General features: G+C 38.6%; 19 protein-coding genes and 1 tRNA gene. 7 read left to right on the top strand and 13 right to left on the bottom strand.

The window, feature by feature from the left end:
* Nucleotides 1-70: 70 nt before the first annotated feature.
* Nucleotides 71-3,205 carry an efflux RND transporter permease subunit gene (locus V4B17_RS00100; protein ID WP_455479519.1) on the bottom strand — a complete coding sequence of 1,045 codons (3,135 nt, stop codon included), beginning with the start codon at nt 3,203-3,205 and terminating at the stop codon, nt 71-73.
* A complete protein-coding gene (locus tag V4B17_RS00095; protein ID WP_455479518.1) occupies nt 3,205-4,344 on the bottom strand; it encodes an efflux RND transporter periplasmic adaptor subunit in 1,140 nt (379 codons plus the stop codon). Before V4B17_RS00095 ends, V4B17_RS00100 begins: the two co-directional genes overlap by 1 nt.
* 379 nt (nt 4,345-4,723) lie before the next feature.
* Here V4B17_RS00095 and V4B17_RS00090 point away from each other — a divergent pair.
* A tRNA-Arg gene (locus V4B17_RS00090) sits at nt 4,724-4,800 on the top strand.
* A gap of 274 nt (nt 4,801-5,074) precedes the next feature.
* On the opposite strand, the gene V4B17_RS00085 is transcribed toward V4B17_RS00090, so the two are convergent.
* Entirely contained in the window at nt 5,075-5,320 is a 246-nt protein-coding gene (locus V4B17_RS00085; RefSeq protein ID WP_455479517.1) for a hypothetical protein, read from the bottom strand.
* A gap of 130 nt (nt 5,321-5,450) precedes the next feature.
* Between V4B17_RS00085 and V4B17_RS00080 the strand changes: the two genes are divergently transcribed.
* The 3 genes from V4B17_RS00080 (at nt 5,451) to V4B17_RS00070 (ending at nt 9,724) form a co-directional block, all read left to right on the top strand.
* The gene (locus V4B17_RS00080) at nt 5,451-7,124 is read left to right on the top strand and encodes a formate--tetrahydrofolate ligase (protein WP_455479516.1); all 1,674 of its coding nucleotides are present in this window, start codon (nt 5,451-5,453) and stop codon (nt 7,122-7,124) included.
* A gap of 193 nt (nt 7,125-7,317) precedes the next feature.
* Entirely contained in the window at nt 7,318-7,551 is a 234-nt protein-coding gene (gene rpsU / locus V4B17_RS00075; RefSeq protein ID WP_455479515.1) for a 30S ribosomal protein S21, read from the top strand.
* Nucleotides 7,552-9,166: 1,615 nt separating this feature from the next.
* Entirely contained in the window at nt 9,167-9,724 is a 558-nt protein-coding gene (locus V4B17_RS00070) for an SH3 domain-containing protein (RefSeq protein ID WP_455479514.1), read from the top strand.
* Nucleotides 9,725-9,790: 66 nt separating this feature from the next.
* Here the strand turns inward: V4B17_RS00070 and irrA are convergent, their stop codons facing one another.
* Entirely contained in the window at nt 9,791-10,285 is a 495-nt protein-coding gene (gene irrA / locus V4B17_RS00065; RefSeq protein ID WP_455479513.1) for an iron response transcriptional regulator IrrA, read from the bottom strand.
* A 237-nt stretch (nt 10,286-10,522) separates the two neighbouring features.
* Here irrA and fabA point away from each other — a divergent pair, with 237 nt between their 5' ends.
* From fabA to fabI, 3 genes are read left to right on the top strand one after another with little or no spacing between them, the layout of a single operon-like run.
* On the top strand, nt 10,523-11,032 hold the full coding sequence (gene fabA, locus V4B17_RS00060) for a 3-hydroxyacyl-[acyl-carrier-protein] dehydratase FabA (RefSeq protein WP_455479512.1): 510 nt from the start codon (nt 10,523-10,525) through the stop codon (nt 11,030-11,032).
* A 56-nt stretch (nt 11,033-11,088) separates the two neighbouring features.
* Nucleotides 11,089-12,309 (top strand): beta-ketoacyl-ACP synthase I, encoded by a 1,221-nt coding sequence (gene fabB / locus V4B17_RS00055; RefSeq protein ID WP_455479511.1) that lies wholly within the window; start codon nt 11,089-11,091, stop codon nt 12,307-12,309.
* 49 nt (nt 12,310-12,358) lie between these two features.
* Nucleotides 12,359-13,177: an enoyl-ACP reductase FabI gene (gene fabI / locus V4B17_RS00050; protein WP_455479510.1), complete on the top strand. Its 819-nt coding sequence runs from the start codon at nt 12,359-12,361 to the stop codon at nt 13,175-13,177.
* Between the two features lie 287 nt (nt 13,178-13,464).
* Here fabI and gpsA read toward each other — a convergent pair whose 3' ends face one another.
* From gpsA to dnaA, 9 genes are all read right to left on the bottom strand, one after another.
* Nucleotides 13,465-14,487 (bottom strand): NAD(P)H-dependent glycerol-3-phosphate dehydrogenase, encoded by a 1,023-nt coding sequence (gene gpsA / locus V4B17_RS00045; protein ID WP_455479509.1) that lies wholly within the window; start codon nt 14,485-14,487, stop codon nt 13,465-13,467.
* Nucleotides 14,488-14,920: 433 nt separating this feature from the next.
* On the bottom strand, nt 14,921-15,817 hold the full coding sequence (gene cyoD, locus V4B17_RS00040; protein ID WP_455479508.1) for a cytochrome o ubiquinol oxidase subunit IV: 897 nt from the start codon (nt 15,815-15,817) through the stop codon (nt 14,921-14,923).
* On the bottom strand, nt 15,817-16,482 hold the full coding sequence (locus tag V4B17_RS00035) for a cytochrome (ubi)quinol oxidase subunit III (RefSeq protein WP_455479507.1): 666 nt from the start codon (nt 16,480-16,482) through the stop codon (nt 15,817-15,819). The genes cyoD and V4B17_RS00035 overlap by 1 nt, the downstream gene beginning before the upstream one ends.
* Entirely contained in the window at nt 16,479-18,497 is a 2,019-nt protein-coding gene (gene cyoB / locus V4B17_RS00030; RefSeq protein WP_455479506.1) for a cytochrome o ubiquinol oxidase subunit I, read from the bottom strand. The genes V4B17_RS00035 and cyoB overlap by 4 nt, the downstream gene beginning before the upstream one ends.
* Before the next feature lie 74 nt (nt 18,498-18,571).
* On the bottom strand, nt 18,572-19,543 hold the full coding sequence (gene cyoA / locus V4B17_RS00025) for a ubiquinol oxidase subunit II (RefSeq protein WP_455480217.1): 972 nt from the start codon (nt 19,541-19,543) through the stop codon (nt 18,572-18,574).
* A gap of 116 nt (nt 19,544-19,659) precedes the next feature.
* A complete protein-coding gene (aroQ, locus tag V4B17_RS00020) occupies nt 19,660-20,124 on the bottom strand; it encodes a type II 3-dehydroquinate dehydratase (RefSeq protein ID WP_455479505.1) in 465 nt (154 codons plus the stop codon).
* A gap of 61 nt (nt 20,125-20,185) precedes the next feature.
* The gene (gene recF, locus V4B17_RS00015; RefSeq protein WP_455479504.1) at nt 20,186-21,319 is read right to left on the bottom strand and encodes a DNA replication/repair protein RecF; all 1,134 of its coding nucleotides are present in this window, start codon (nt 21,317-21,319) and stop codon (nt 20,186-20,188) included.
* Between the two features lie 19 nt (nt 21,320-21,338).
* The gene (dnaN, locus tag V4B17_RS00010; RefSeq protein WP_455479503.1) at nt 21,339-22,460 is read right to left on the bottom strand and encodes a DNA polymerase III subunit beta; all 1,122 of its coding nucleotides are present in this window, start codon (nt 22,458-22,460) and stop codon (nt 21,339-21,341) included.
* Nucleotides 22,461-22,647: 187 nt separating this feature from the next.
* The gene (gene dnaA, locus V4B17_RS00005) at nt 22,648-24,219 is read right to left on the bottom strand and encodes a chromosomal replication initiator protein DnaA (protein WP_455479502.1); all 1,572 of its coding nucleotides are present in this window, start codon (nt 24,217-24,219) and stop codon (nt 22,648-22,650) included.

The raw sequence follows: 24,219 nt of genomic DNA, 5'->3' as shown, positions 1-24,219 counted from the left end.
AGATAAAACCTGAAAAAAACATATTTAAAACGAAAATAAAAAAATTATTAAATCTTCCCTGTCAGATGGATCACTCAACTTGGCTGAGCTCTCTCGTTAAATGTAGTGCTTCTTCTGATTTTGGTTTCACAAAACGTCCAAGAAAGAGATAAACAACCGGCGTGAGATAAAGAGTAAAAATAACTGCTAAACCTAAACCGCCAACAATAACCCAACCTAAAGCTATACGTGCCTCTGCACCAGCACCTTTGGCTAAAACCAAAGGAATACCCCCCAAAATAGCACAAATCATTGTCATGCAAACTGGACGAAGACGGATATTCGCCGCTTCTTCTATGGCTTCACGCACGCCTTTCCCCTGATCACGTAACTGATCTGCAAATTCAACAATAAGAATACCATTTTTAGCCATAACCCCAACCAACAAAATTAAACCAATTTGACTGTAAATATTAAGACTAACTCCACTTAAAAGCATAGCAATTACAGCACAACCAATTCCTAATGGTACAGCCGCCATGATAATAAATCCTGAAACAAAACTTTCAAACTGTGCAGCCAAAACCAATAAAATAATGACAAAGGCAATTCCAAAAACAATCATAAAACTGGAAGATGTTTCATCAAGTGTAGCAGCTTCCCCTAAAGGAACAATATAATTTCCTTCTAACAACAAAGGAGCGGCAATTTTCTGCACGGTCTGATAAGCACTTCCTAAAACAACACCTGGAGCAAGATTTGCGCTTAAAACAACAGCACTCATACGTCTCTCTCGTTTTAACTGAGGTGCAATGGCTTTTTCATGCAAGTTTGCAATAACAGATAAAGGAACGTATTGATTGTCTTTGGTTTTTAAAAAAATATTTTCCAAATCACGGGGATTATTAATAGGATTCTTACGCGAGGTTAACTTAACATCATAAGAATGGTCATCTACATAAACGGAACCAATTTTTTTCCCATCTAACATTGCTTGTAATGTATTACCCAAATTGGTTATATCAATTCCCAAATCAGAGGCTTTGTCTCGATCAATTTCAATAAAAAATTGTGGTTGTGTTGCATCAACAGTAAGACGTGGGCGAATGAAACGCGGATCATCTTGTAAAGCATTAATAAGCTTATCAGCAATTTGCTGTAATTTTGTGTAATCATTTCCAATAATTGCAAATTGTAACCCTTGACCAGTTCCTTTAACACCTAAAGAGTTTCCTTGCGCAGCAAACACAAAAACTGCTGGGAACTGTTTTACCTTCGCATTAATATCTTGCACGATCTCTTGTTGACTGCGCAAACGCTTTTCCCAAGGGGAAAGTAGCAAAATCAAAAAAGCGGTATTGGATGAACCGCCGACACCAGCAATAGAATAACTGTTTGCAATTTCTCCAGAATCACGTAGGGGCTGTAAACTCGCTTCAATTTGCTCTACCTGCTCATTTAGATATTGTGTTGAAATACCCTGTGGTCCATTAATGACTAAAAAAATAAGAGCTCTGTCTTCTGCTGGCGTCAATTCTTGTTGTAATTTCATATAGCCTCCAACACAAAGACCCGCGAAAATAAGAGAAGAAAAGACGACAGTCCAAGGTCTTTCCAAACATTTATGCAAACTATAAGCATACCAATCACTTAAGAAAGAACCTAATTTATTCAAAAACGTAAAACGACGATCCTCTCTCTCATTGTCTTCAATATGTTCCTTGAGAAAGCGTGAGGCCAACATAGGACAAAGCGTTAAAGCAACAATCGAAGAAAGCAAAATAGAAATTGCCAATACAAAACCAAATTCTCTAAAAAGTGATCCAACTTGTCCAGGAAGAAAAGAAATCGGCACAAAAACAGCAACGAGAGTCAATGTAGTTGCTAAAACAGCAAAAAAGACTTCCCTTGTTCCGATCACCGCCGCCGATCGAGGACCTAACCCCATATTACGCCACCGAACAATATTCTCAAGAACAACAATCGCATCATCCACCACAAGTCCTGTTGCCAAAACAAGTCCTAAAAAGGTGAGAATATTCAATGAAAACCCTACAAGATAAATGGCAGCAATTGTACCAACTAAAGCAACAGGAATAGATAAAGCAGGAATAAGCGTTACACGAATATCTTTCAGAAAAAGAAAAATAACCAAGATAACGCTGAGAATAGCAATAACCAATGCAGCCTCAACCTCATGAAGTGCGCCCTTAATGAAAAGTGCATCATCATTAACAACGCTTATATGCACTGAAGAAGGAACAACACTTTTTAGATGACCAATAACCTCTCGAACATCTCGAGAAATATTAAGAGCATTTGATTGTGCCTTACGCACAATCCCCAATCCAATTCCAGTCTTTCCGTTAATACGAAGAATAGCAGTTTCTGCATCAGGTGATAAGGTAACCTGTGCGACATCGCCAAGATGCACACGAGGCTTTAAGACAACTTGTTCAAAAGCTTCCGGTGTTGTTAAACGCGCGGTAGCACGTACAATTAAGGCTTGCTTAGAATTTTGTAATGACCCTACCGGCACATCCATTGTCATATCAGCTAGAACACGTGAAATATCCGCCACAGTCAATCCGTAGCTTGCAAGTTTTGCTTGATCAACATCAATCTGAAAAATTTTCGTGCGAGCACTGTCAATCTGCACATCACCAACACCATCAACAGCAGAGATCGCATCAATGATTTGATCATCTACAATCCTTGTCAAATCATCAATGCTCATCGTTGGTGAAGTCACAACCAAATACATCATTGGAGCAGCATTTGAATCTGCTTTAATGATCAGAGGTGCATCGGCATCTTTTGGTAAAGAATCAGCAATGCGAGAAAGAGCATCACGAATATCAGATGCTGCAATGTTCAAATCAACGCCAACATTAAAATTAACTTCCACACGAGAACGACCAAAAGAAGAAGTTGAAGAAATTGTTTTTACACCTGAAACACGAGAAACAGAATCTTCTACAATTCTTGTAATTTCTCGATCAATTGTTTCCGCTGATGCTCCGGTAAACGTTGTTACAATTGTCGTCACTGGAGTATCAACATCCGGTAATTCGCGGACATCAACGTTTAGCCACGCAGAAATCCCTGCAATTACAATCATGGCATTCAAAACAAAAGTAAAAACCGGCCTGCGAATAAACAAGGCGATTACACCACCTTGCTCAGCCTGTGCTATAGGCTGCTTCGTGTTAAATTCCTGACTCATTATACGTTCCGCCCACGAGGTGCTGATAACTGTTGTTGATGGGACTTTGGATCATCAATAATCACCTGACTTCCTGGATGGAGCATTTGCACACCTTGAATAACAACTTGATCACCATTTTCAAGAGGTGCTCTCACAAACACATGATCTTCGTTATGCTGAATAATCGACACTGCTATGGGCTCTACCTTTCCCTCTCTTACACGCCAAACAAATGACCCTTTGCTGTTCCATTGGACTGCAAGAGGGTTAACAACAGGAAAAGAGCCGCCATAAAATTGCAATGCAACAGAAAAAGCCATACCAGACATAATGGCCTCTTTTTCATTCTTAATTTCAACCTGAACATGAAGTGTGCGGTTTTCTGGATCAACGATATTGTCAATCGCATAAATATTACCAACAAAAGTCCTCTCTGGCTGCATCGTTAACGTTGCAGTCACCTTATCTCCTTTATGGATATGCGATGTGTAGCGTTCAGGAATCCATATATCAACTAAAATGCGTTCTCTATTTTCAATACGTCCTATTACAGTATTAATAGCAACAGCATTGCCTACATCAATGGGTAAAATGCCAACAACTCCGCTAATCGGCGCACGAATTGTCTGGCGTTCAAGATCTAACTCAGCATTACGCAAAATCAAATTCGCGCTATCTAACTCCAAACGTGCGGCAATTTCTTGGACTTCTGTTGCTGTATTACTGAGACGCAATTTAAGAATACGCGAAAGTGTTAATGCACTATTATCACGTTGAACTTTTGCCTTTTCAGCCGTTATTTCTTCCTTTTTAGAATCAAGCTTTGCAATCGCATCACCAGCCTGTACTTTTGTGCCAGCTGATACAAAAAGCTCACTAACAACACCAGATGACCAAGGTGTCAACTCTACCGAAGCCAACGCTCTTCCATTACCAAGCGTATTCAGATTTTCATAAAAATCTTGGACTTTAACAAGATCAACAACAACATTTACCGGCGGACGCCCCCCTGATGCCTTTGATGCTTTATGCGACGCACTTGTTGTTTTATTCAATTCAGAAATGTTGCGCTCTGAACTTTGTTTCCCTACCCAATAAGCAACCATCAAAATGACGACGAAAAACACTAGTGGGAAGGTTCTTTTTAACAGCTCCATACATCTACCCCTGCTGTGTTATGAACACATAAATTTGTCTGAAACAGTCCTTAATAATAATGTGCGAATCCTACATTAAAAACCCAACGCAGGTGGTATGCATCACCCCCACCGCACAAACACACTTTATTCCCTGCCTAACTATCCTTCCTGAATTAAAATGTCAAGTTAACTATCGTTCATCTCGATTTATAGCGCTTACAGAAAAACGAATAATTGTATCAAAATCCAACCAAAACCCAAAATATACGATAGTCTTTTTAAATATATCCTCAACAAAAAGATAAAATTTTTATTTCCATCAAGTTTTACTTGCAATTCCTCAATGAAACGATTAGGAACCCCTTGTCCTAATAAGATTAAAAAATTGGGAATATACGCACCCGTAGCTCAGCTGGATAGAGCACCAGACTACGAATCTGGGGGTCAGGAGTTCGAATCTCTTCGGGTGCGCCATCATGTAAAAATTTTACTTTTCTTCAATCCGTTATTGCCAATAACTTCTATGTTGGGTCGCTTGCCATCATGCACTTGAGCATTACAAGGAAATTCTGTAGCTGTCCTTTGTGATTGCAAATTAGGATTTCTTTCCGAAATATTTTTGGACACACCAGATGTCTAATATGTTTTCACTGCTCAAAAATGAAAGTCTTTTAAGATCTCTCTTCTTTTCATTTCTTAACACTCAAAACAAAATACCCTGTCCTCTTCTGAAGAATTTTCACCACTTTTAAAAATCCTCTTTTATGAAATTTCCAGAATGATAATGTTCTTTCTTTGTAAGATATAGAAAGACAAAATAGAATAAACTGTTGGGAGAATCAAAAGCGTAACAGTACATTCCCATAAAAAGTTTAAAATTGATATCAAGGTTTTTTTCCTGAACAACCCATTCTTTTTGAAAGCTTATAAAAATTAAAAATGTAGCGATTCTTTTTTCTAAAAAATCTATAATAATAAATTTTTCTTGTTCCATTTCTCTCTTGCACAGTGCGTAATCGACATTTATGATGCCTTATCTTATTGCCATGTACTATAAATTCTATTGTTCGATTATAGTGCATACCTTAAATGTTAAAAAGAAACTAAGTTTAGAGAATTTTTCTATGCATAACGCAGACATTGAAATTGCTCGCTCTGCTCGAAAACAACACATTACTGAAATTGCGCAAAAAATTGGTATTGCGCATGAAAATCTCATTCCTTACGGACATGACAAAGCTAAAATTTCTTCTACGTACATAAAATCACTCAATCAAAATCCGGATGGTAAACTTATCCTCGTCACTGCGATCAACCCAACGCCTGCTGGAGAAGGAAAAACAACAACAACTGTTGGACTGTGTGATGCTCTCAATCTCGTTGGAAAAAAAACCATAGCTGCCCTAAGGGAACCATCTTTAGGCCCCTGTTTTGGTATAAAAGGTGGTGCTGCTGGAGGTGGTTATGCCCAAGTCGTACCAATGGATGATATTAATTTGCATTTTACCGGTGATTTTCATGCCATTACAGCTGCTCATAATCTTCTTGCCGCAATGATTGATAATCATATTTACTGGGGAAACACCCTGAATATTGATCCACGCCGTGTTGTTTGGAAACGAGTCCTTGACATGAATGACCGTGCATTGCGTGATATCGTTATTTCATTAGGCGGCGTAACCAACGGTTTTCCACATCAAACAGGTTTTGATATTACTGTTGCATCAGAAATTATGGCCATTTTTTGTCTTGCTAAAAATCTAGAAAATCTTACGCAAAGACTTAAAAAAATTATTGTTGCCTACCGGTATGATAAAACACCCGTAACAGCTGCTGATCTTAAAGCAGAAGGTGCAATGACAGTTCTTCTCAAAGATGCCATGCAACCCAATCTTGTACAAACAATTGAAAATAACCCTGTTCTGATCCACGGAGGACCTTTTGCCAACATTGCTCATGGCTGTAATTCAGTTATAGCAACAAAAACTGCCTTAAAACTCGCCGATTATGTTATCACAGAAGCAGGATTTGGAGCCGATCTTGGAGCAGAAAAATTCTTTAACATTAAATGTCGGCAAGCGGGTATTGTACCAGATGCTACAGTTGTTGTCGCCACAATTCGCGCATTAAAAATGAATGGCGGTGTGAGTAAAAACAACCTAAAAGAAGAGAATATCTCCGCTTTACAAAAGGGTGCTTCCAATCTTTTACGACATATCCAGAATATGAATCATTATGCTATCCCCTGTGTTATCGCTATCAATCATTTTGATACCGATAGCGACGCCGAAATAAGCACGTTACAAAAAATAGTTGCAAAAACTGGACACAAAGCTGTTGTCTGCACACATTGGAAACAGGGTGGAAAAGGCGCCATAGAACTTGCACAAGAACTCGTGACCTTAATTGAAGAAAAAAATACCGGTTTTAAATTTCTGTATCAAGATGATCTACCACTCATCCAGAAAATTAATTCTATTATAAAAAATATTTACGGTGGTCGTGGAGCTGTGATCGCAGATCCTATTGTCAGACAGCTAGAATCCTGGGAAAAAGAGGGTTATAATACATACCCTATTTGTATAGCGAAAACACCTTATTCATTTTCTTCCGATCCCACCCAATATGGTGCTCCTGTTGATTTTGAAATCCCTGTGCGTGAAGTTCGCCTCTTGGCAGGTGCTGGCTTTATTGTCGTCATTTGCGGAGATGTCATGACTATGCCTGGCTTACCACGTGATCCCATTGCTAAAAAAATTTACCTTGACAAAAATGAACAGATACAAGGACTCTCATAAGCTTGTGCCTATAAACTCAATCGTTCATTATAAAAAATTCTTATAGTAAAAAGAATAGAATTTTTAAAAGCGTATAGACAAGTACCTTCTTTATATGATATGCTTCCCCATTGTGTTTCCTTTTAGATATTTTTTCAAAAGGAAGTGATTTTTTTTCTATCATTTATGACACTAAAATAAAGCAGGATAAATAGTGCAAGTACTTGTTCGTGATAATAATGTTGATCAGGCGATACGCGCGTTGAAAAAAAAGATGCAACGTGAAGGTATCTTTCGTGAAATGAAAATGCGTGGTTATTATGAAAAACCATCAGAAAAACGTGCTCGTGAGAAAGCTGAGGCTATTCGCCGTACACGTAAGCTTGCTCGTAAACGTGCACAGAGAGAAGGTTTTGTTAGTCACGGTCGAATTGCTACGTCGAAATAGTGTGTAATTGAACCTCTGTTAATCTGATGTAAAGGGCTATGTTGCTAAGGGCGTGTGCATAGTTGGGTGTTTTTTTTGCCTTGTTTTTGTTCACTGTAATTTTTCTATAAACGCAAGGGTTGTGATTTTTTGTGTTAGTGTTGTGGGATTTACTTTACTCTTTGCTGTTTCAGAAGGAAAAGAATTATCATGTGTAAAGTGTTAAGATTGATTGTCTCTATATGAAGCATACAGAAGTTGTTGGATGTCATTTGCCCGTTTATCAGTATAGTTTTTATTGTATAAAAGTTCCGTAAAGATTTTTTACCTGCTATTTATGTTTAGCATATTTTAAATTCTCTCAATTAGCCTGGATCGTGAAATATAGATTACTGTTATGATGTGTAATTGTGTATGCAAAGGGCAAAATATCAGATACACAATTCTCTTCCTTATTATTCAGTAAAGCAATAAAATTTTGTAATTCTTGATATCCATTGACATCATCCCCACTCTAAAGAACAAATATTCTTAATCACAAATAATCTGATTATAAATTAGTTTCTTTTGGTTTGTTCCCTACTTACCACTTATATGATTCACTCTGTATACTCTACGAGTGCGTCCTGTTCTGAGTCTTCCGTTCAATTATACACTTCCATATTTAGTTTATGCATAAATTAAATTAGACATTAATAACAATTATATTTTTAACATACACGAATGTGCCTGATATCAGTGCCCTCTAAAACAATTTTTTACAGTGCTAAAGATAATAATCCAAAATTGATATATATCCATGTAATCCGATTTATTTTTTAGGGTATTACATACAGCATTAGCCATTAATCAGATCGTAGCACCCCATAACAAAACTGCAAAATTTGTAAGAAAAATTAACATTAATAACCATTATCTTTACGTTAATGTATAATATACTGATTTATAATAATTTATCGTTTTATAGTTGAATTAAGAATTTCAAAGATGGTAGGATTCTTCACTTTACGCTTTCCCGTGATGAAATAAAAACTATTTAAGAAAAGAAATTAGTATCTCTCTTATGAAACTATCTTAATACAATAGAATTAGCTATATTTTGAGCTGATAAATAAAATGATAATCGTAGTTTATACTTTATATAAGTAAGGATGCTAGTACCCAATCAATTTTATATTATGGCATTCATAGATGCCGTTGTGAGATTGTGCTGTGAACAATAAGAAATGCTTTTTTAAAATAGGTACGTAAATGATAGCATAATGATATTGCTTGCTTCATGAAGGAGATGACGTCGTTAAAGAACTTAAAAACTAAAAGCGTGAGATAATATTTTTATCTGTCACACAAAAGCTTATACAGCTTACAAAATATTTAACTGTTTTAATACTCAATATTCATCTCAATCATACAACTACATGAGAACTGGAAATTTATTTAAAGGTATCTTTGTAAACAAAGCTACATTTAAAATATGCAAATTTTTACCTTACTTATTCCATTATTTTTATAATAATTTCTTTGTTGTTTAGATCTCTTTAACCAGCAGTATGCCATAGCTTTAATCAATTTTCGATCCTATATTCCAATTCCTGGATTACTAGTGTGTGAAATGAAGGGATAAAAAGGTTTAAGTGTGCAATATCTTAGTTGGTTTCGATTCTCAGTACTTGCATTATCTATTCTAATAGCAGAAGTTTTTGTATTTAGTGCATCCTATTTTTTGCATGCACAAACACTCAATCAAAATTTAGGACCAAGTGGTTTACCGCTCCCGCGATTTGCTTCAATTAAGCCCACGCGTGTTAACGTGCGTATCGGACCAGGAAGCAATTATTCTATCATTTTTACTTACAAAAAGCAGGGTTTGCCTATTGAAATTATCCAGGAATACGATCAATGGCGTAAAATTCGTGATTCTGAAGGTGATGAGGGGTGGGTATATCAATCTCTTTTATCAGGAAAACGAACCGCTATAACTGTTCCATGGCAAAAAGATAAAACAAAAAGGCTGATGTTGCGCAAAAGCCCCACTGACAACGCAGAAGTTGTGGCAGAAGTAGAACCTAATGTTACCGGTTATATCCGCCAATGCGACGGATACTGGTGCGAACTAAATCTTAGTAATACTCGAGGATGGCTTCCTCAGTCCCAATTATGGGGAATCTATCCTGATGAAAAAATAAAAAGTTGATGAAACTTCTAATCAATCAAATTCAATCTTTATTCCTTATTGAAATTTTCCTGTTCTACCATCAAATCAGTTCTTTGGTTTTAACCGAACTATCAAATCAACATGTGAAATTTCCATGCCCTCTGGCGGTTGAGGCAAATTGCCAATGATGGGAGCTTCTCCTGAATTACAAGGAATATCAAGAATACGATTTTCACCTTCTATATAAAAATGACAGTGATCAGACGTATTGGTATCAAACCAAGTTTTCGAACCTTCTACAGCAATAATCCGTAATAATCCCGCTTCAGTAAATTGATGAAGTGTATTGTAAACCGTTGCCAAAGACACAGGTACACCCAATTTACTTGCCTCTTCATAAAGCTCTTCAGCAGCAATATGACGATTTCCTTGAGAAAAAATCATATTGGCAAGTTCTAACCGCTGGCGTGTTGGCCGCAAACCATTTTGACGCAAACATTTTTCTAACATAGAGGCAGAATAATAACCCACAACCTTCTCACAATCTTTCGCGGTTTGTTGTTCTTCATTTAAACCTAAATCGTCTGCGCTCACTGACATGTTAAAAACCACAATATGTTTCTGTTCAAATAAGATTAAAATATAAAAAATGAAAATGGTACAATATAATTCCTATGTTCCATTTCTAAATACCATTGATTGGTGTAGGATACATAAAAAAGGGATTTTGTCATTAAAAATGATATAAAATCATTTCCCTCTCCTTAAAATTTGCTCTAAAAGTAAGTTAAGGAAAAGCGCAGAAGTCAAAATATACACAAAATAAATGGAGTAACAATGGCTGAACAAAAGTCTCGCTACACTTATGAAGAACTTCTAAGCTGCGCTCGCGGCGAAATGTTTGGTAAGGGTAATGCGCAATTACCAGCACCGCCAATGTTAATGATTCATCGAATCAATCAAATCAATGAAACTGGTGGTGAATATAATAAAGGAATGGTTCGTGCTGAATTTGACATTACTCCGGAACTATGGTTTTTTGACTGTCACTTTATAGGTGATCCAGTCATGCCAGGATGTCTCGGTTTAGATGGTATGTGGCAATTAACAGGTTTTTTTCTCGGTTGGTTAGGTGAACTTGGAAAAGGAAGAGCTATATCAACAGGTGAGGTGAAACTATCAGGTATGGTGACCCCGCAAACTCAACTGCTTGAATATGGAATAGATTTTAAACGTATCCGACGTGGAAATTTGGTTTTAGGAATAGCTGATGGATGGGTAAAAGCAGATGGAGAAACCATCTATAAAGCTAGTGATTTACGCGTTGCTTTATTTAAAGAAGATTGAAATTATTTCCATTAGAAGGGACATTTTGTTATTCTTTATGAAACAAGGAGGTATGAATGCGTCGAGTTGTTGTAACTGGAATGGGAATTGTCTCCGCGATTGGAAATAGCCCTCAAGTCGTTTTAACTAGTTTGCGTGAAGCAAAGTCTGGAATTTCTTACGCACCCCAGTATGCCGAATTAGGATTCCGTAGCAGAGTTTATGGAAAACCTGATATTAATGTAGAAGAATTGGTTGATCGGCGTGCTCTGCGTTTTCACGGACGCGGAACAGCTTGGAATCATATCGCCATGAATCAAGCGATCGCTGATGCGGGTCTAGAACCTCATGAAGTATCAAATGAACATACGGGCATCATTATGGGCTCTGGAGGTCCTTCGACTCAATCAATCGTTGAAGCCGCTGACGTCACGCGTCAGAAAGGTCCAAAGCGCATTGGTCCTTTTGTTGTTCCTAAAGCAATGAGTTCTACAGCATCCGCAACGCTTGCGACTTTTTTCAAAATTAAAGGCGTGAACTATTCAATATCTTCGGCCTGTGCTACCTCTAACCATTGTATTGGCAATGCTTACGAATTGATACAATATGGCAAGCAAAATCGCATCTTTGCTGGCGGTTGTGAAGATCTGGATTGGACATTATCTGTTTTATTCGATGCTATGGGTGCTATGTCCAGTAAATATAATGATGTACCAGAAAAATCTTCACGTGCTTATGACGCCAATCGTGATGGATTTGTTATTGCTGGTGGAGCTGGCGTTTTGGTTCTTGAAGAGCTAGAGGTTGCTAAAGCACGTGGTGCAAAAATCTATGGAGAAATTGTTGGTTATGGTGCCACATCTGATGGACACGATATGGTTTCTCCATCGGGTGAAGGAGCAGAGCGATGCATGCGCATGGCACTTGCAACGGTAAATAATAAAATTGATTATATCAATCCCCATGCAACAGCAACGCCTGTTGGTGATCCTCCTGAAATAGAAGCGATCCGCCGTGTTTTTGGACAAGGTGATCTATGTCCACCAATTTCCGCCACAAAATCTCTGACTGGTCATTCCTTGGGGGCAGCAGGTGTTCAAGAAGCAATCTATACATTGTTAATGATGAATCATAATTTTATTTGCGAGAGCGCACATATTGAAGAACTGGATCCTGCTTTTGCAGATATGCCAATTGTTCGTAAACGTCGTGATCATCAACAACTTAATACTGTATTATCAAATACATTTGGTTTTGGTGGTACCAATGCAACGCTCGTTTTCCAACGCTATGCATAAGCAGGATTTTTTAGCTGGTTGAAACAAGCACGGTCTTACGGAGAGTAATATGAAAGGTTTGATGGAGGGCAAACGTGGTCTTATTATGGGGGTTGCAAATGATCACTCAATTGCATGGGGCATTGCATGTCAATTAGCAAAAGCAGGAGCTGAATTAGCATTTACCTATCAAGGAGATGCTTTTGGAAAACGAGTTCAACCATTAGCAGAAAAACTTGGCTGCAAATTGTTGCTTGAATGTGACGTTGAAAAAATTGAAAATGTCGATCGCCTCTTTGAACATCTTGAAAAAGAATGGAAAACTATTGATTTTGTTGTTCACGCAATTGGCTTTTCAGATAAAGCTCAATTAAAGGGACGTTACGTTGATGTTACAACACGCGAAAACTTTAAGCGTACAATGGTTATTTCGGCTTATTCCTTTACTGAGATTGCACAACGTGCTGGTAAGCTTATGCCCAATGGAGGTGCGCTTTTAACACTCACTTATGGAGCTTCACAGCAAGTTGTTCCTAATTACAATATCATGGGTGTGGCTAAAGCTGCTTTAGAAGCTATGGTACGTTATTTAGCCGCAGATTTTGGTCCACAAAATATCCGCGTTAATGCAATTTCAGCAGGACCTGTCAGAACTTTGGCTGGCAATGGTATTGCAGCTGCACGTGCAATCTTTTCATATCAACGCCGTAATGCACCATTGCGCCGCACTGTAAATATTAATGAAATAGGAAGATCTGCTCTTTACCTACTCTCTGATTTATCATCAGGTGTTACTGGTGAAATTCATTATGTTGACTCAGGTTATAACATTATGTCTATGCCAACACTCGAAGAATTAAAACAAAGTGAAGAAACTCGTGGAGAATAACTATTCACGGTACTTTAAAAAGTACAAAAATGATTATGTGCTGATCATTTTAAAAGCGTGTTGCCATTTTCTCTAGGGTATATAATACTTACAATTGAAAAAGATAACTTATTTTCGAAGATGCAACCCAAGCAATGAGAAAATTTTTCACGTTTAAATTATGCCGCAGAAAAAACTAGCTTGTATAACCATAATTCACTAAAATTTCACCGTTTTACCTATAGTTAGCGTAACATATCTCAAAGTTTCGTTAATTATAACCGTATTTCTTTATGTGTTTGAATAATCTAAAAGCGTACTGCATTATGCGTTTCGTCTTTAAGTGACCGGCTCAATAATGTATTAGCTGCTTCAAAAACACTTTTATTACAAAATAGAACTTGATAAATTTGCTCTGTAATTGGCATTTCTATCCCTATACGTTGTGCTAATGTACGCACTTCTTTAGTATTTAAATAACCTTCAACAACTTGGCCAACTTTTTTCTCCGCTTCTTTTATACTTGCTCCTTTGCCAAGCAACATTCCAAAACGCCGATTGCGAGACTGGTTATCAGTACATGTTAAAACTAGATCACCTAAGCCTGTCATGCCCATAAATGTGGAAAGCTCAGCGCCCATAGCAACACCTAAACGACTGATTTCAGCTAACCCTCGTGTGATGAGAGCTATTCGAGCATTCGCTCCAAATCCCATGCCATCTGATATTCCTGCACCAATAGCAATGACATTTTTGACTGCTCCACCCAATTGAACACCGATCATATCTGAATTTTTATAAATTCTAAAACTTTTGCTACAATGAAAAAGTTGCTGTAGTTCTTCACTAAATTCATCATCAGAAGCTGCTACCGTAATTGCAGTAGGCAAGCCAATAGCAAGTTCTCTAGCAAAAGTTGGTCCAGAAAAAATAGCTAAAGGGATTTTATCACCTAAAATCTCACGGGCAGCTTCTTGTAAAAGGCGTCCTGTACCATGCTCCAAACCTTTCGTTACCCAAATAATACGTGAATGTTGATCCAAATAAGGCCTAATATTGTGTAATACCTGATGAAATACATGACTTGGAACAGCAATTAATATATTGTGACTTGCTGTTATTGCAGTTTCAAGTGAAGCTTCAAGCAATAGATTTTCAGGAAATAGAATATCAGGCAAAAATGCCTGATTGCAGCGGTCTTTCTGTAATTCTTTGATGTGTTGAGGATTATATCCCCAAAGTAAAACACGACGGCCATTGCGAGTAAGAGCAATAGCCAAGGCAGTGCCAAAAGAACCAGCACCAATAATTGTCGTTGAAATAGCTTTCATTAAATTTTCTAATTATTTTATAAATTTTAGTTTATAATTCTAATTACAGGTTTTTGCCGTAAATACTTTTAATACAAGTTCACTAACTTTGAAAATACTATTCTTTCATAATCTTATTCTAACATAATATAAAACCTTTTCAAAACTCTCATGCTTTTTGAACTGAATTGTGCAGTCATTTTCATATATTCTATAAATGGATGCTGATCTCAAATCAAAATTAAAGCTTCACTAAACTGTCCATAAACTCTGCCATAAAAACACATTCAAAATCGTGGTGATAACTCCATAGCTCCTATATCTATCACTCACCTTACATTCTACAAAATTTTTTGTAACTCATACGTTAAAAAGAGCCAATGCTAAATGCATTGGCTCTATGAATTGTTTTCATCCTTAGCAACTAGTTTTACAGAAGCCAACCCATTTAGACTTATTCCGTAGGAATTTCTACGCCTGGTGCCTGCTCTACAGGAGTTTGCATATTTGGTGATTGCCCCACAGGCATTTCTACGCCTGGTGCCTGCTCTACAGGAATTTGCATATTTGGTGATTGCCCTACGGGCATTTCTACGCCTGGTGCCTGCCCTACAGGAGTTTGTGTATTTGGCGCTTGCCCCACAGGCATTTCTGCGCCTGGTGCCTGCCCTACAGGAGTTTGTGTATTTGGCGCTTGCCCCACAGGCATTTCTGCGCCTGGTGCCTGCCCTACAGGAGTTTGCATATTTGGCGCTTGCCCTACGGGCATTTCTACGCCTGGTGCCTGCCCTACAGGAGTTTGCATATTTGGCGCTTGCCCTACGGGCATTTCTACGCCTGGTGCCTGCCCTACAGGAGTTTGCATATTTGGTGATTGCCCTACAGGAGTTTGTGTATTTGGTGATTGCTCCTTAAGCACCCCATTACTTAATAAATCTCCTAAAATCTCTTGTGTGTCTGATAATTTCTCCGTCGATACAGAACTGCCTCTTTCTGATATCTCCGACTCAATAATACGTCCTGAACCACCCATCATATTATAATTCAGATGGGAAATAGCCCACCAAGTACCTCCAATAATAACAAAAACGCAAATGACCGCAAACCATAAAGCACTTAAATTCCATTTAGCATCTGGACCAGAATTTAAATGCAAAAAGAAAACAATTTGCACGATAATTTGAATAATCGCCATCCCAATAAGGTATGCAACCTTCGTGCTAATTGCCCAACTTTCCATCATTCCATACATCACAGGAATAAAAGAGCCTAAAGTGAAAAATACGGCCAAAATAAAACCAATTAAATAGGAACCAGTGCTGGGACCATGTGCTTCGTTATGCATGCTCATTACAGTGCTCCTAACAAATAAACCATAGTGAAAACACCAACCCAAACAATATCAAGTAAATGCCAAAAAATTGAAAGGCATGCTAAACGTGTCTTATTATCCTGATCCAAACCATGACGACGAAGATGAAAAAACATAACCACCATCCAAAGAAGACCAGCACTCACATGAAGACCATGGGTGCCTACCAAAGCGAAAAACGCTGACCAATAGGCAGATAATACCTCTCGCCCAAAAAGCTGTAAGCCCGTCGCAGGATCAATACCAGCATAAGCACCAGGATCGTAGTAGAACACCTCACCCAAAAGTTCATGAAATTCATAAGTTTCCATTCCAATAAAGCAACATCCAAGCATAAAGGTAATAGCCATCCATAAACGTACAGCACTGAGACTGCCTTTATGCACTTGTACCATTGCAAACCCATAAGTGATTGATGACAATAACAAAATAGTAGTTTCAACCAAAACAAACTTTAAATTAATAAATTCATTGCCCGCTTTTCCACCACCATAAGAAGCAGAAAAAACAGCAAAACTTGAAAAAAGCGTTGAGAATAGAATCAAATCCGAAAGAATATAGACCCAAAAACCAAATGTCATTATTGAGCTGCTATCGTGATGATGTTCATCGATGTGAACATCATTCATTGTCATCGTACTCATACTGTTGCTCCTTGTTTTTTAAGAACAGCTGTAAAAACATCCTCAGTTTTTTGCACTTCTTCAGCTGAAATATAGTAACCATGATGATCACCCGTTAATGAATGACACACAATCGTTGCAATAAAACCAATCAACCCAATCGCAACAAGCCACCAAATATGCCACACAAGCGCAAAACCAACAACTAATGAAAAGAACCCTGCAATAATCCCTGCTGATGTATTGGAAGGCATATGGATTTTTGAAAATCCACTTGTTGGACGCTGATAACCATTTTTCTTCATGTTCCAGTAAGCATCATCAGCCTGTACTTCTGGAATTATTGCAAAATTGTAAGCAGGAGGAGGTGAAGAAATAGACCACTCAAGCGTACGTGCATCACCCCAAGAATCATTTAACGTTACCGGCAAACGTCCTTTATGCTTGATACCATACCAAATCGCCAACACAACTTGCAGCACAAAACAAAGGATACCAAGCAAAATAATAAAAGCACCTAACGCAGCAATTATAAACATCGGCTGCCAACTAGGTTCCATATAATGCTGGAGACGACGTGTCGCACCCATTAAACCAAGTGCATAGACTGGAAAAAAAGCAAGGTAAAAACCAATGAACCAACACCAGAAAGATGCAATACCCAATGCACGATTCGGTTTATAGCCAAAAACTTTTGGAAACCAAAAAGCAAGCCCAGCTAAATATGCAAAAACGACACCTCCAATAATTGTATGGTGAAAATGTGCTACTAAAAAGAGCGAATTATGAAACTGCCAATCAGCAGGCACGATAGACATCAAAACGCCCGTTAATCCACCACCAACGAACGTAAAGATCATTCCCATACACCAAAGCATCGGAGGCTCAAAACGAATTCGGCCTTTATACATAGTCAACAACCAATTAAAAACTTTAACACCTGTTGGAACTGATATGACCATCGTTGCAATACCAAAGAAAGTATTCACAGCCTCACCGCCACCCATTGTGAAAAAATGGTGTCCCCAAACAACAAGCGAAAGAATCAAGATAACCAACATTGCCCATACCATTGAAGTATAACCAAAGAGGCGTTTTGAAGAGAAGGTCGACACAACTTCAGAAACAATCCCAAAAGCAGGAACAACCAAAACATAAACTTCAGGATGACCAAAAATCCAAACATAGTTAATCCACACCATCGGATTTCCGCCACCAACATTGGTAAAGAAATTCATGCTCAAATAACGATCACATGCCAAGAGCGCAAATGCTACAGCCAAAACAGGATAAATAACTAAAATAAGAACATTGCTAACAAAAGCGCTCCAACAAAAAACAGGCATTCTCATCATTGTCATCCCGGGAGCACGCATTTTAATAATGGTCGCGACAAAATTGATTGCACCCATCGTTGTCGCGATACCAGAAAGTTGAAGCGACCATAAATAATAATCTACTCCCGTGTCTGGACTGCCTTGTAACTCAGAGAAAGGTGGATACATCAACCAACCACCACGACCAAAATTCCCAACACCTAGAGATATGTTAATCAATACCGCTCCTGCAGCTGTAATCCAAAATCCCAAATTATTGGCAAAAGGAAAGGCAACATCACGAGCGCCAATCTGAAGTGGTATGAGATAATTGAAAAGACCAAACAAAATCGGCGTAGCCATGAAGAAAATCATAATAGTACCATGGGCCGAAAAAATCTGATCAAAATGATCAGGAGGCAAATACCCCGCCGTTTCACCCCCAAGCGCCATAGCCTGATGTGTCCGCATCATAATTGCATCAGCAAAACCACGAACAAGCATGATAACACCAAGAACGATATACATAATACCGATGCGTTTATGATCAACTGTTGTAATCCAATTGCGCCATAAAACTCCCCACCACCCAAGCACTGTTAAAGCAATAACAGCAGCTAAACCACCAAAAATAATCGCAATACATGTGTATAAAACAATCGGCTCATGTGCAAGTGCATGAAAAGCACCAGCTGTAGGATCTGTAAGTCTTCCAAACATTTCTCAACCCATATCAAATGAATTTCATTTAAAAGAAACCTTATTTTAAAAGGGTTTCTTTCTCGATTGATGCTCTAAATAACACCAGGATCAAAAACAGAACAAAGCGCACCCCAAAGCGTCTGAGCCGCAGCACGCTTCATTAAATCTTCATTACACACCGTATTTTCATCGACACATCGATTAACAATCCGATAGTAAAGCCGCTCCTCAACAGGTGCAAAATAACGCACTTCAGCATCTTTTTCTTTCGCAGCAACATCACCCATACGAGGCGCAATGGAAAGCTGACGATAAGATGTACGATCAAGAACTTTCCCATGAGACCGCGCTTTAGCAATCCAATTATCAAAGTCTTGCGAAGATACAGAATGCCATTTAAATCGCATATTTGCAAAACCATCACCGCTGTAATTTGCAGAAGTTCCTTTGAATATTCCTTGCTTATCTGCTACCAGATGCAATTTAGAATTCATCTGTGGCATAGTGTAAAGAACTGTACCTAGTTTTGGTACCCAAAAGGCATTTACAGAATTTTCTGATGTTAACTGCAAAAAAACCTGACGACCTTTAGGCGCGTAAATTTCATTGATCGATGCAATATTGTATTCAGGATAAATAAAAAGCCATTTCCAATCAAGCGCAACAACATCTACTTGTAATGGCTTCTCTTCACCAACGATTTCCACCGGAAGAGGATTCTCTGGTTCAAGCTTATAGGTATAATAAGCTGTTAATGAACCTAGAACCATTACAATTACAACTGGAATACCCCACATAAATGTCTCAATTTTATTAGAATGCCCCCAATCAGGTAAATACTCTCCTGCACTGTTCGACGCACGATACTTAATGGCCAAAAAAACCACACTGACCATAACTGGAATCACAACGCAAAGCATAACAGCGACACAAATAACAATCAAAAAAAGCTGTTGCCGCGCAACATACCCCGCTGGGTGAATAACGTCAAACTTACAACCAGATAAAAGCAACGCCACCCCTAGAATCACGAGCATCTTTATTTGTTTAACAAAGTTTCTCATTTCACCTGCCCCATCATACACATCGTAAATTGTTGCCAAGAAACCGATGACACCTTACGGACATGCTTACCTATTTAAAAATAATTATCAAGTAAATTCAAACAACCTCATTGAGATTATACAACCTTTGCCACTTTTATAGCAGACTTAAGCCTCTTAGCGATATATTCAAGAGCAAACAAATATCCTTCACTACCACACCCAACAATAACTGCATTCGCAGCTGAAGAAACATAGGACTGATGACGAAAGCCCTCACGCTGATAAATATTGGATAAGTGAACTTCTACTACGGGACCTGTAAACATTTTTAATGCATCAAGAATTGCAACAGATGTATGGCTGTAAGCAGCTGGATTAATAATCAATCCAGCACTCACCCCAATCGCTGCCTGTATCCATTCTAGCAATTGACCCTCACAGTTACTTTGATGAAAGTGTATTATCATATTAGCTCTTGTTGCCCATTCCATGCACAATTTTTCAATATCTTCTAGAGTTTCGGTTCCGTAAATTTCTGGCTCACGTTGACCTAGAAAATTTAGATTAGGACCATTTAAAACCGTTATAATTGTAGACATAGTAAGCCTCTTCGCCTCAACCATCACCTTATAAAAAATTTTAGCATGTTTTTGCTGCTTTTTATTGTAATAAAGCTCCATCTTTAATCTCGAAAAACTCTGCTCGTCCTTTTAAAGAATCAAATAAAATGCGATCTGTTCCTGTCATAAATGTTTGCCCACCTAAATCATCAATAATATCAAATAAAGCAGCACGACGATAAGAATCAAGATGAGCAGCCATTTCATCAAGAAGAAGAATAGGAGCCCTATCCGACATCACACCTGTTAAACGTGCATGACACAAAACCAAACCTGTCAGAAGGGCTTTTTGTTCACCTGTTGAACAAGATGTTGCGGCTATATTTTTATCAGCATAAAAAACCTGTAAATCTGTGCGATGTGGTCCTTCTAATGTCCGCCCAGCGGCACGATCTATTGCGCGGTTATGCTGTAATTGATCACAAAATTTTTCTTCGACCTCAACCGCTGATATCTTACTGAGAGCCGTTTCTAAAAAACCATCAATTTGCAAAAAAGCCCGTGGAAAAGGTATCTGAGATGGTGTTTGTGCAAACATGTCATTTAAAAGCCGAATAATGTCGACACGCGCCGCAGCAATAGCCGTCGCCAATGCTGCCATCTGCTTTTCTAAAGCATCAAACCAAGCACAATCTTCACTTCCATCCAAAAACAAACGATTACGTGCGCGCATAGCTCTATCATAATCTGCTATGCGGCGACCATGCAAAGGATCAATAGCCAAAACCATACGATCTAAAAAGCGGCGGCGTTCAAGTGAAGAACCTGTAAAAATCCCATCCATGGAAGGAGTTAGGATAATAATATGACAATAATCTGTTAGACAATCTCCTGTTTCATTCACACCATTAATATGTACTTTTCGACTGTTATCACCAATTTCCAAAGCTGTACCAATATTTACTTCACCATAAAGCGCACATTGAAGACGCGCAAATACAACAAATCCTCCACCTCCACCATCTGCAAAACTAACATCAGAATAAGCTGCACGCCGTAAGCCACGACCAGGAGAAAGAAAAGATAGTGCCTCTAAAAGGTTAGTCTTACCAGCACCGTTATGGCCAATAAAAACTACATGCTGACCTGAAAAATGAATATTAAAGGAAGGATAATTGCGATAACGCATAAGCTTTAGTTGTCTAACTGCTACTTTGTGCACACGATCAGCCATGCATTCAAAACTATCGTCCCTAAACACGAATAGGCATCAGCACATAAAGTGCATCCGCATTATCATTATCACGAATCAAAGCTGGCGCCCCAGACTCAGCTAACATGAAAACCATCTCATCGCTTGAAAGCTGCCCAGCAATATCCAATAGATAACGTGAATTAAATCCTATCTCAAGCGGATCAGACGTGTAAGTTGCTGCTAATTGATCTTCCGCACTCCCAGAATCAGGATTTTTAACGACAAGTCTCAATTGCCCACGATCAATCGTTAACTTCACCGCACGCCCACGATCATTCGAAATTGTTGAAACACGATCAACCGCAGAAGAAAAATCCTGCCTGTTGACAATTAGCTTTTTATCATTTTCAGTAGGAATAACGCGTTGGTAGTCTGGAAATGTTCCATCAATTAACTTTGATGTAAAAACTACAGAACCTAAAGAAAAACGAATCTTTGTTTCTGAAAGCTCTACACGTATATCGCCATCAATTTCTTCGGAAAGAAGCTTTTGCAATTCTCCTACGGTTTTACGGGGGATAATGACGCCTGGCATTCCATCAATGCCTGAAGGAGCCTCTATGTCAACTTGTGCCAAGCGATGACCATCGGTAGCAACCAAACGCAACTTCAGAATATCATCATTAATAACGTGAAAATAAACACCATTAAGATAATAACGGGTTTCTTCAGTTGAAATAGCAAACTGCGTACAATCAAGCGAACGCTTAAACCCCGATGCCGATAGAGAAAAACGATAACCAAACTGCCCCGGAAGAGATTCTGGAAAATCTGTCTTCGGAAGACACTGAAGCTGAAAGTTCGCACAACCAGAAACAACAGACATCATACTTGCTTGATTCTCATCAACTGATAATATAATCTCGTTGCCATCAGGAAATTTCCGAATTATGTCATACAATAAATGTGCTGGAACAGTTATTGCCCCGGTTTGTTCAACTCTGGCAATAAAAGATTCTGTAACTTCTAAATCAAGATCTGTTGCCTTTAGTTGCACAATCCCATTCTCGGCGTCAATCAACACATTTGACAAAATAGGAACAGTATTACGGCGCTCCACCACGCGGTGAACGCGACCAAGAGATTTGAGAAATTGACTGCGATCAACTGTAATACGCATAAAATCTCCATTATAATTTATCAAAACTATAGAAATTCTCTAGAAAATAACCCATCCCCCTAAGAATCACTCACCAGATCCTATTCAACCTCTCTTAAAATGGCAAGTAACTCCTCTATAAGAAAAAATAGCCCCCCTCGTGAAATTCTCTGCGAGAGTTTTCCCAAAAGAGGCAAAACTATAAACACTATGCAGCTTGCTCCCCAATCAGCCGCTTAAGCAATTCAAGCTCTTTGGCTAAAGTCTGATCACCACAAACCAAATCTTCAATTTTACGTACAGCATGTAAAACTGTTGTATGATCACGCCCTCCAAATCGGCGTCCAATTTCTGGCAACGAGCGAGGAGTCAACATTTTTGCCAAATACATCGCAACTTGCCGTGGCTTCACAACCGTACGAGTCCGACGATTAGACAATAAATCCTGCTTGGAAACATGATAATGACGCGCAACCGTGCGCTGAATTTCTTCAATCCGAATACGTTTAGGTTCACCAGAACGTGTCAAATGACCCAATAACTCATCAATCCGTTCTAACGACAAATCAGACTCGAAAGATTGACGAAATAATAACTGATTAAACGCTCCTTCAATATCACGTCCCGAACCTAAAACTATTTTCGCAATATACTCCAAAACATCATCGGAAATCGAAATCATATTGTCATCTTGTTGCGCCACCTTCAACCGTTGATGTAGCATTTTCAAACGCATTTCATAATCTGGTGCTTCAATTTCAAGAGCCACTCCTCCTTGAAGACGAGACCGAACACGAAGATCAAGCGACTCCAATTCCGCCGGTGGACGATCCGCGGCTACAACAACCTGTTTTGCACTATCAAGCAGCATATTAAGTAAATGACAAAATTCATGCTGTATCGATTTTCCCTGCAAAAATTGCATATCATCAATGATGAGAAGATCAATATCACGGAGCTGCTCTTTAAAAGAAAGAGCGTCATTATCACGAATAGCCGTCGCAAAACGCCACATAAAATATTCAGCGGTCAAATAAATAACCCGTGCAGGCGTAAAACGCTTCAGTGCTGCAGCTGCAATTGCTTGAAGCAGATGTGTTTTCCCTAAACCTACAGATGCGTGAATAAAAAGAGGATTAAATCTTAAAGCACTTTTATGTCCTTCTGCAATCGAACGTGCAGCAGCTAAAGCAACACGGTTAGAAGAACCCTCTACAAAACTTTCAAAAGTATAACGAGAATCAAGTGGTGAACCAAAAACACCCGTTTGAACATTCTTTACGGAATGCTCTGTGTAACTCTCAACAAGAGACGAAGGTGTTCGCTCCTCTAGAACAGCAGGAGCTGTCCCCGTCTTACAGACTACACCTCCTGAGACGCGCTTCATACCGCGAACGATGACTTCAACGCGAAGAATCATTGAATTTTCTTGTTTCCATAAATTTATCAAAAGAGAACCATAGTGATTATTAATCCATGAGCGCAAAAATGCTGTAGGAACAGAAAGTTTTACAAGATTACGACTATACTCAGCAAGCTTCACACGACCAAACCAACTCGTATAAGCCTCAATACCAACCTGCGCTTTTAACTGCGCCATCACACGCGCGAAAGCCGCCGCACCTTCCTCTTCTGAAATAACAGGGTGCTCCACAGAAGCATTTTCACTGATAGCCCCATTACTATCCGTCATCTTACTCTTTATTATTTTATCTGCCGACAGAACATTCACTAAAATCCCTTTACAAGAACCAGCTTTAGAGTTCAATTTATCCACCAT

The sequence above is a fragment of the Bartonella sp. B23 genome (assembly GCF_053793815.1).
Note: the sequence above shows the minus strand (reverse complement) of the source record. Positions and strands in the feature narration are given on the sequence as shown.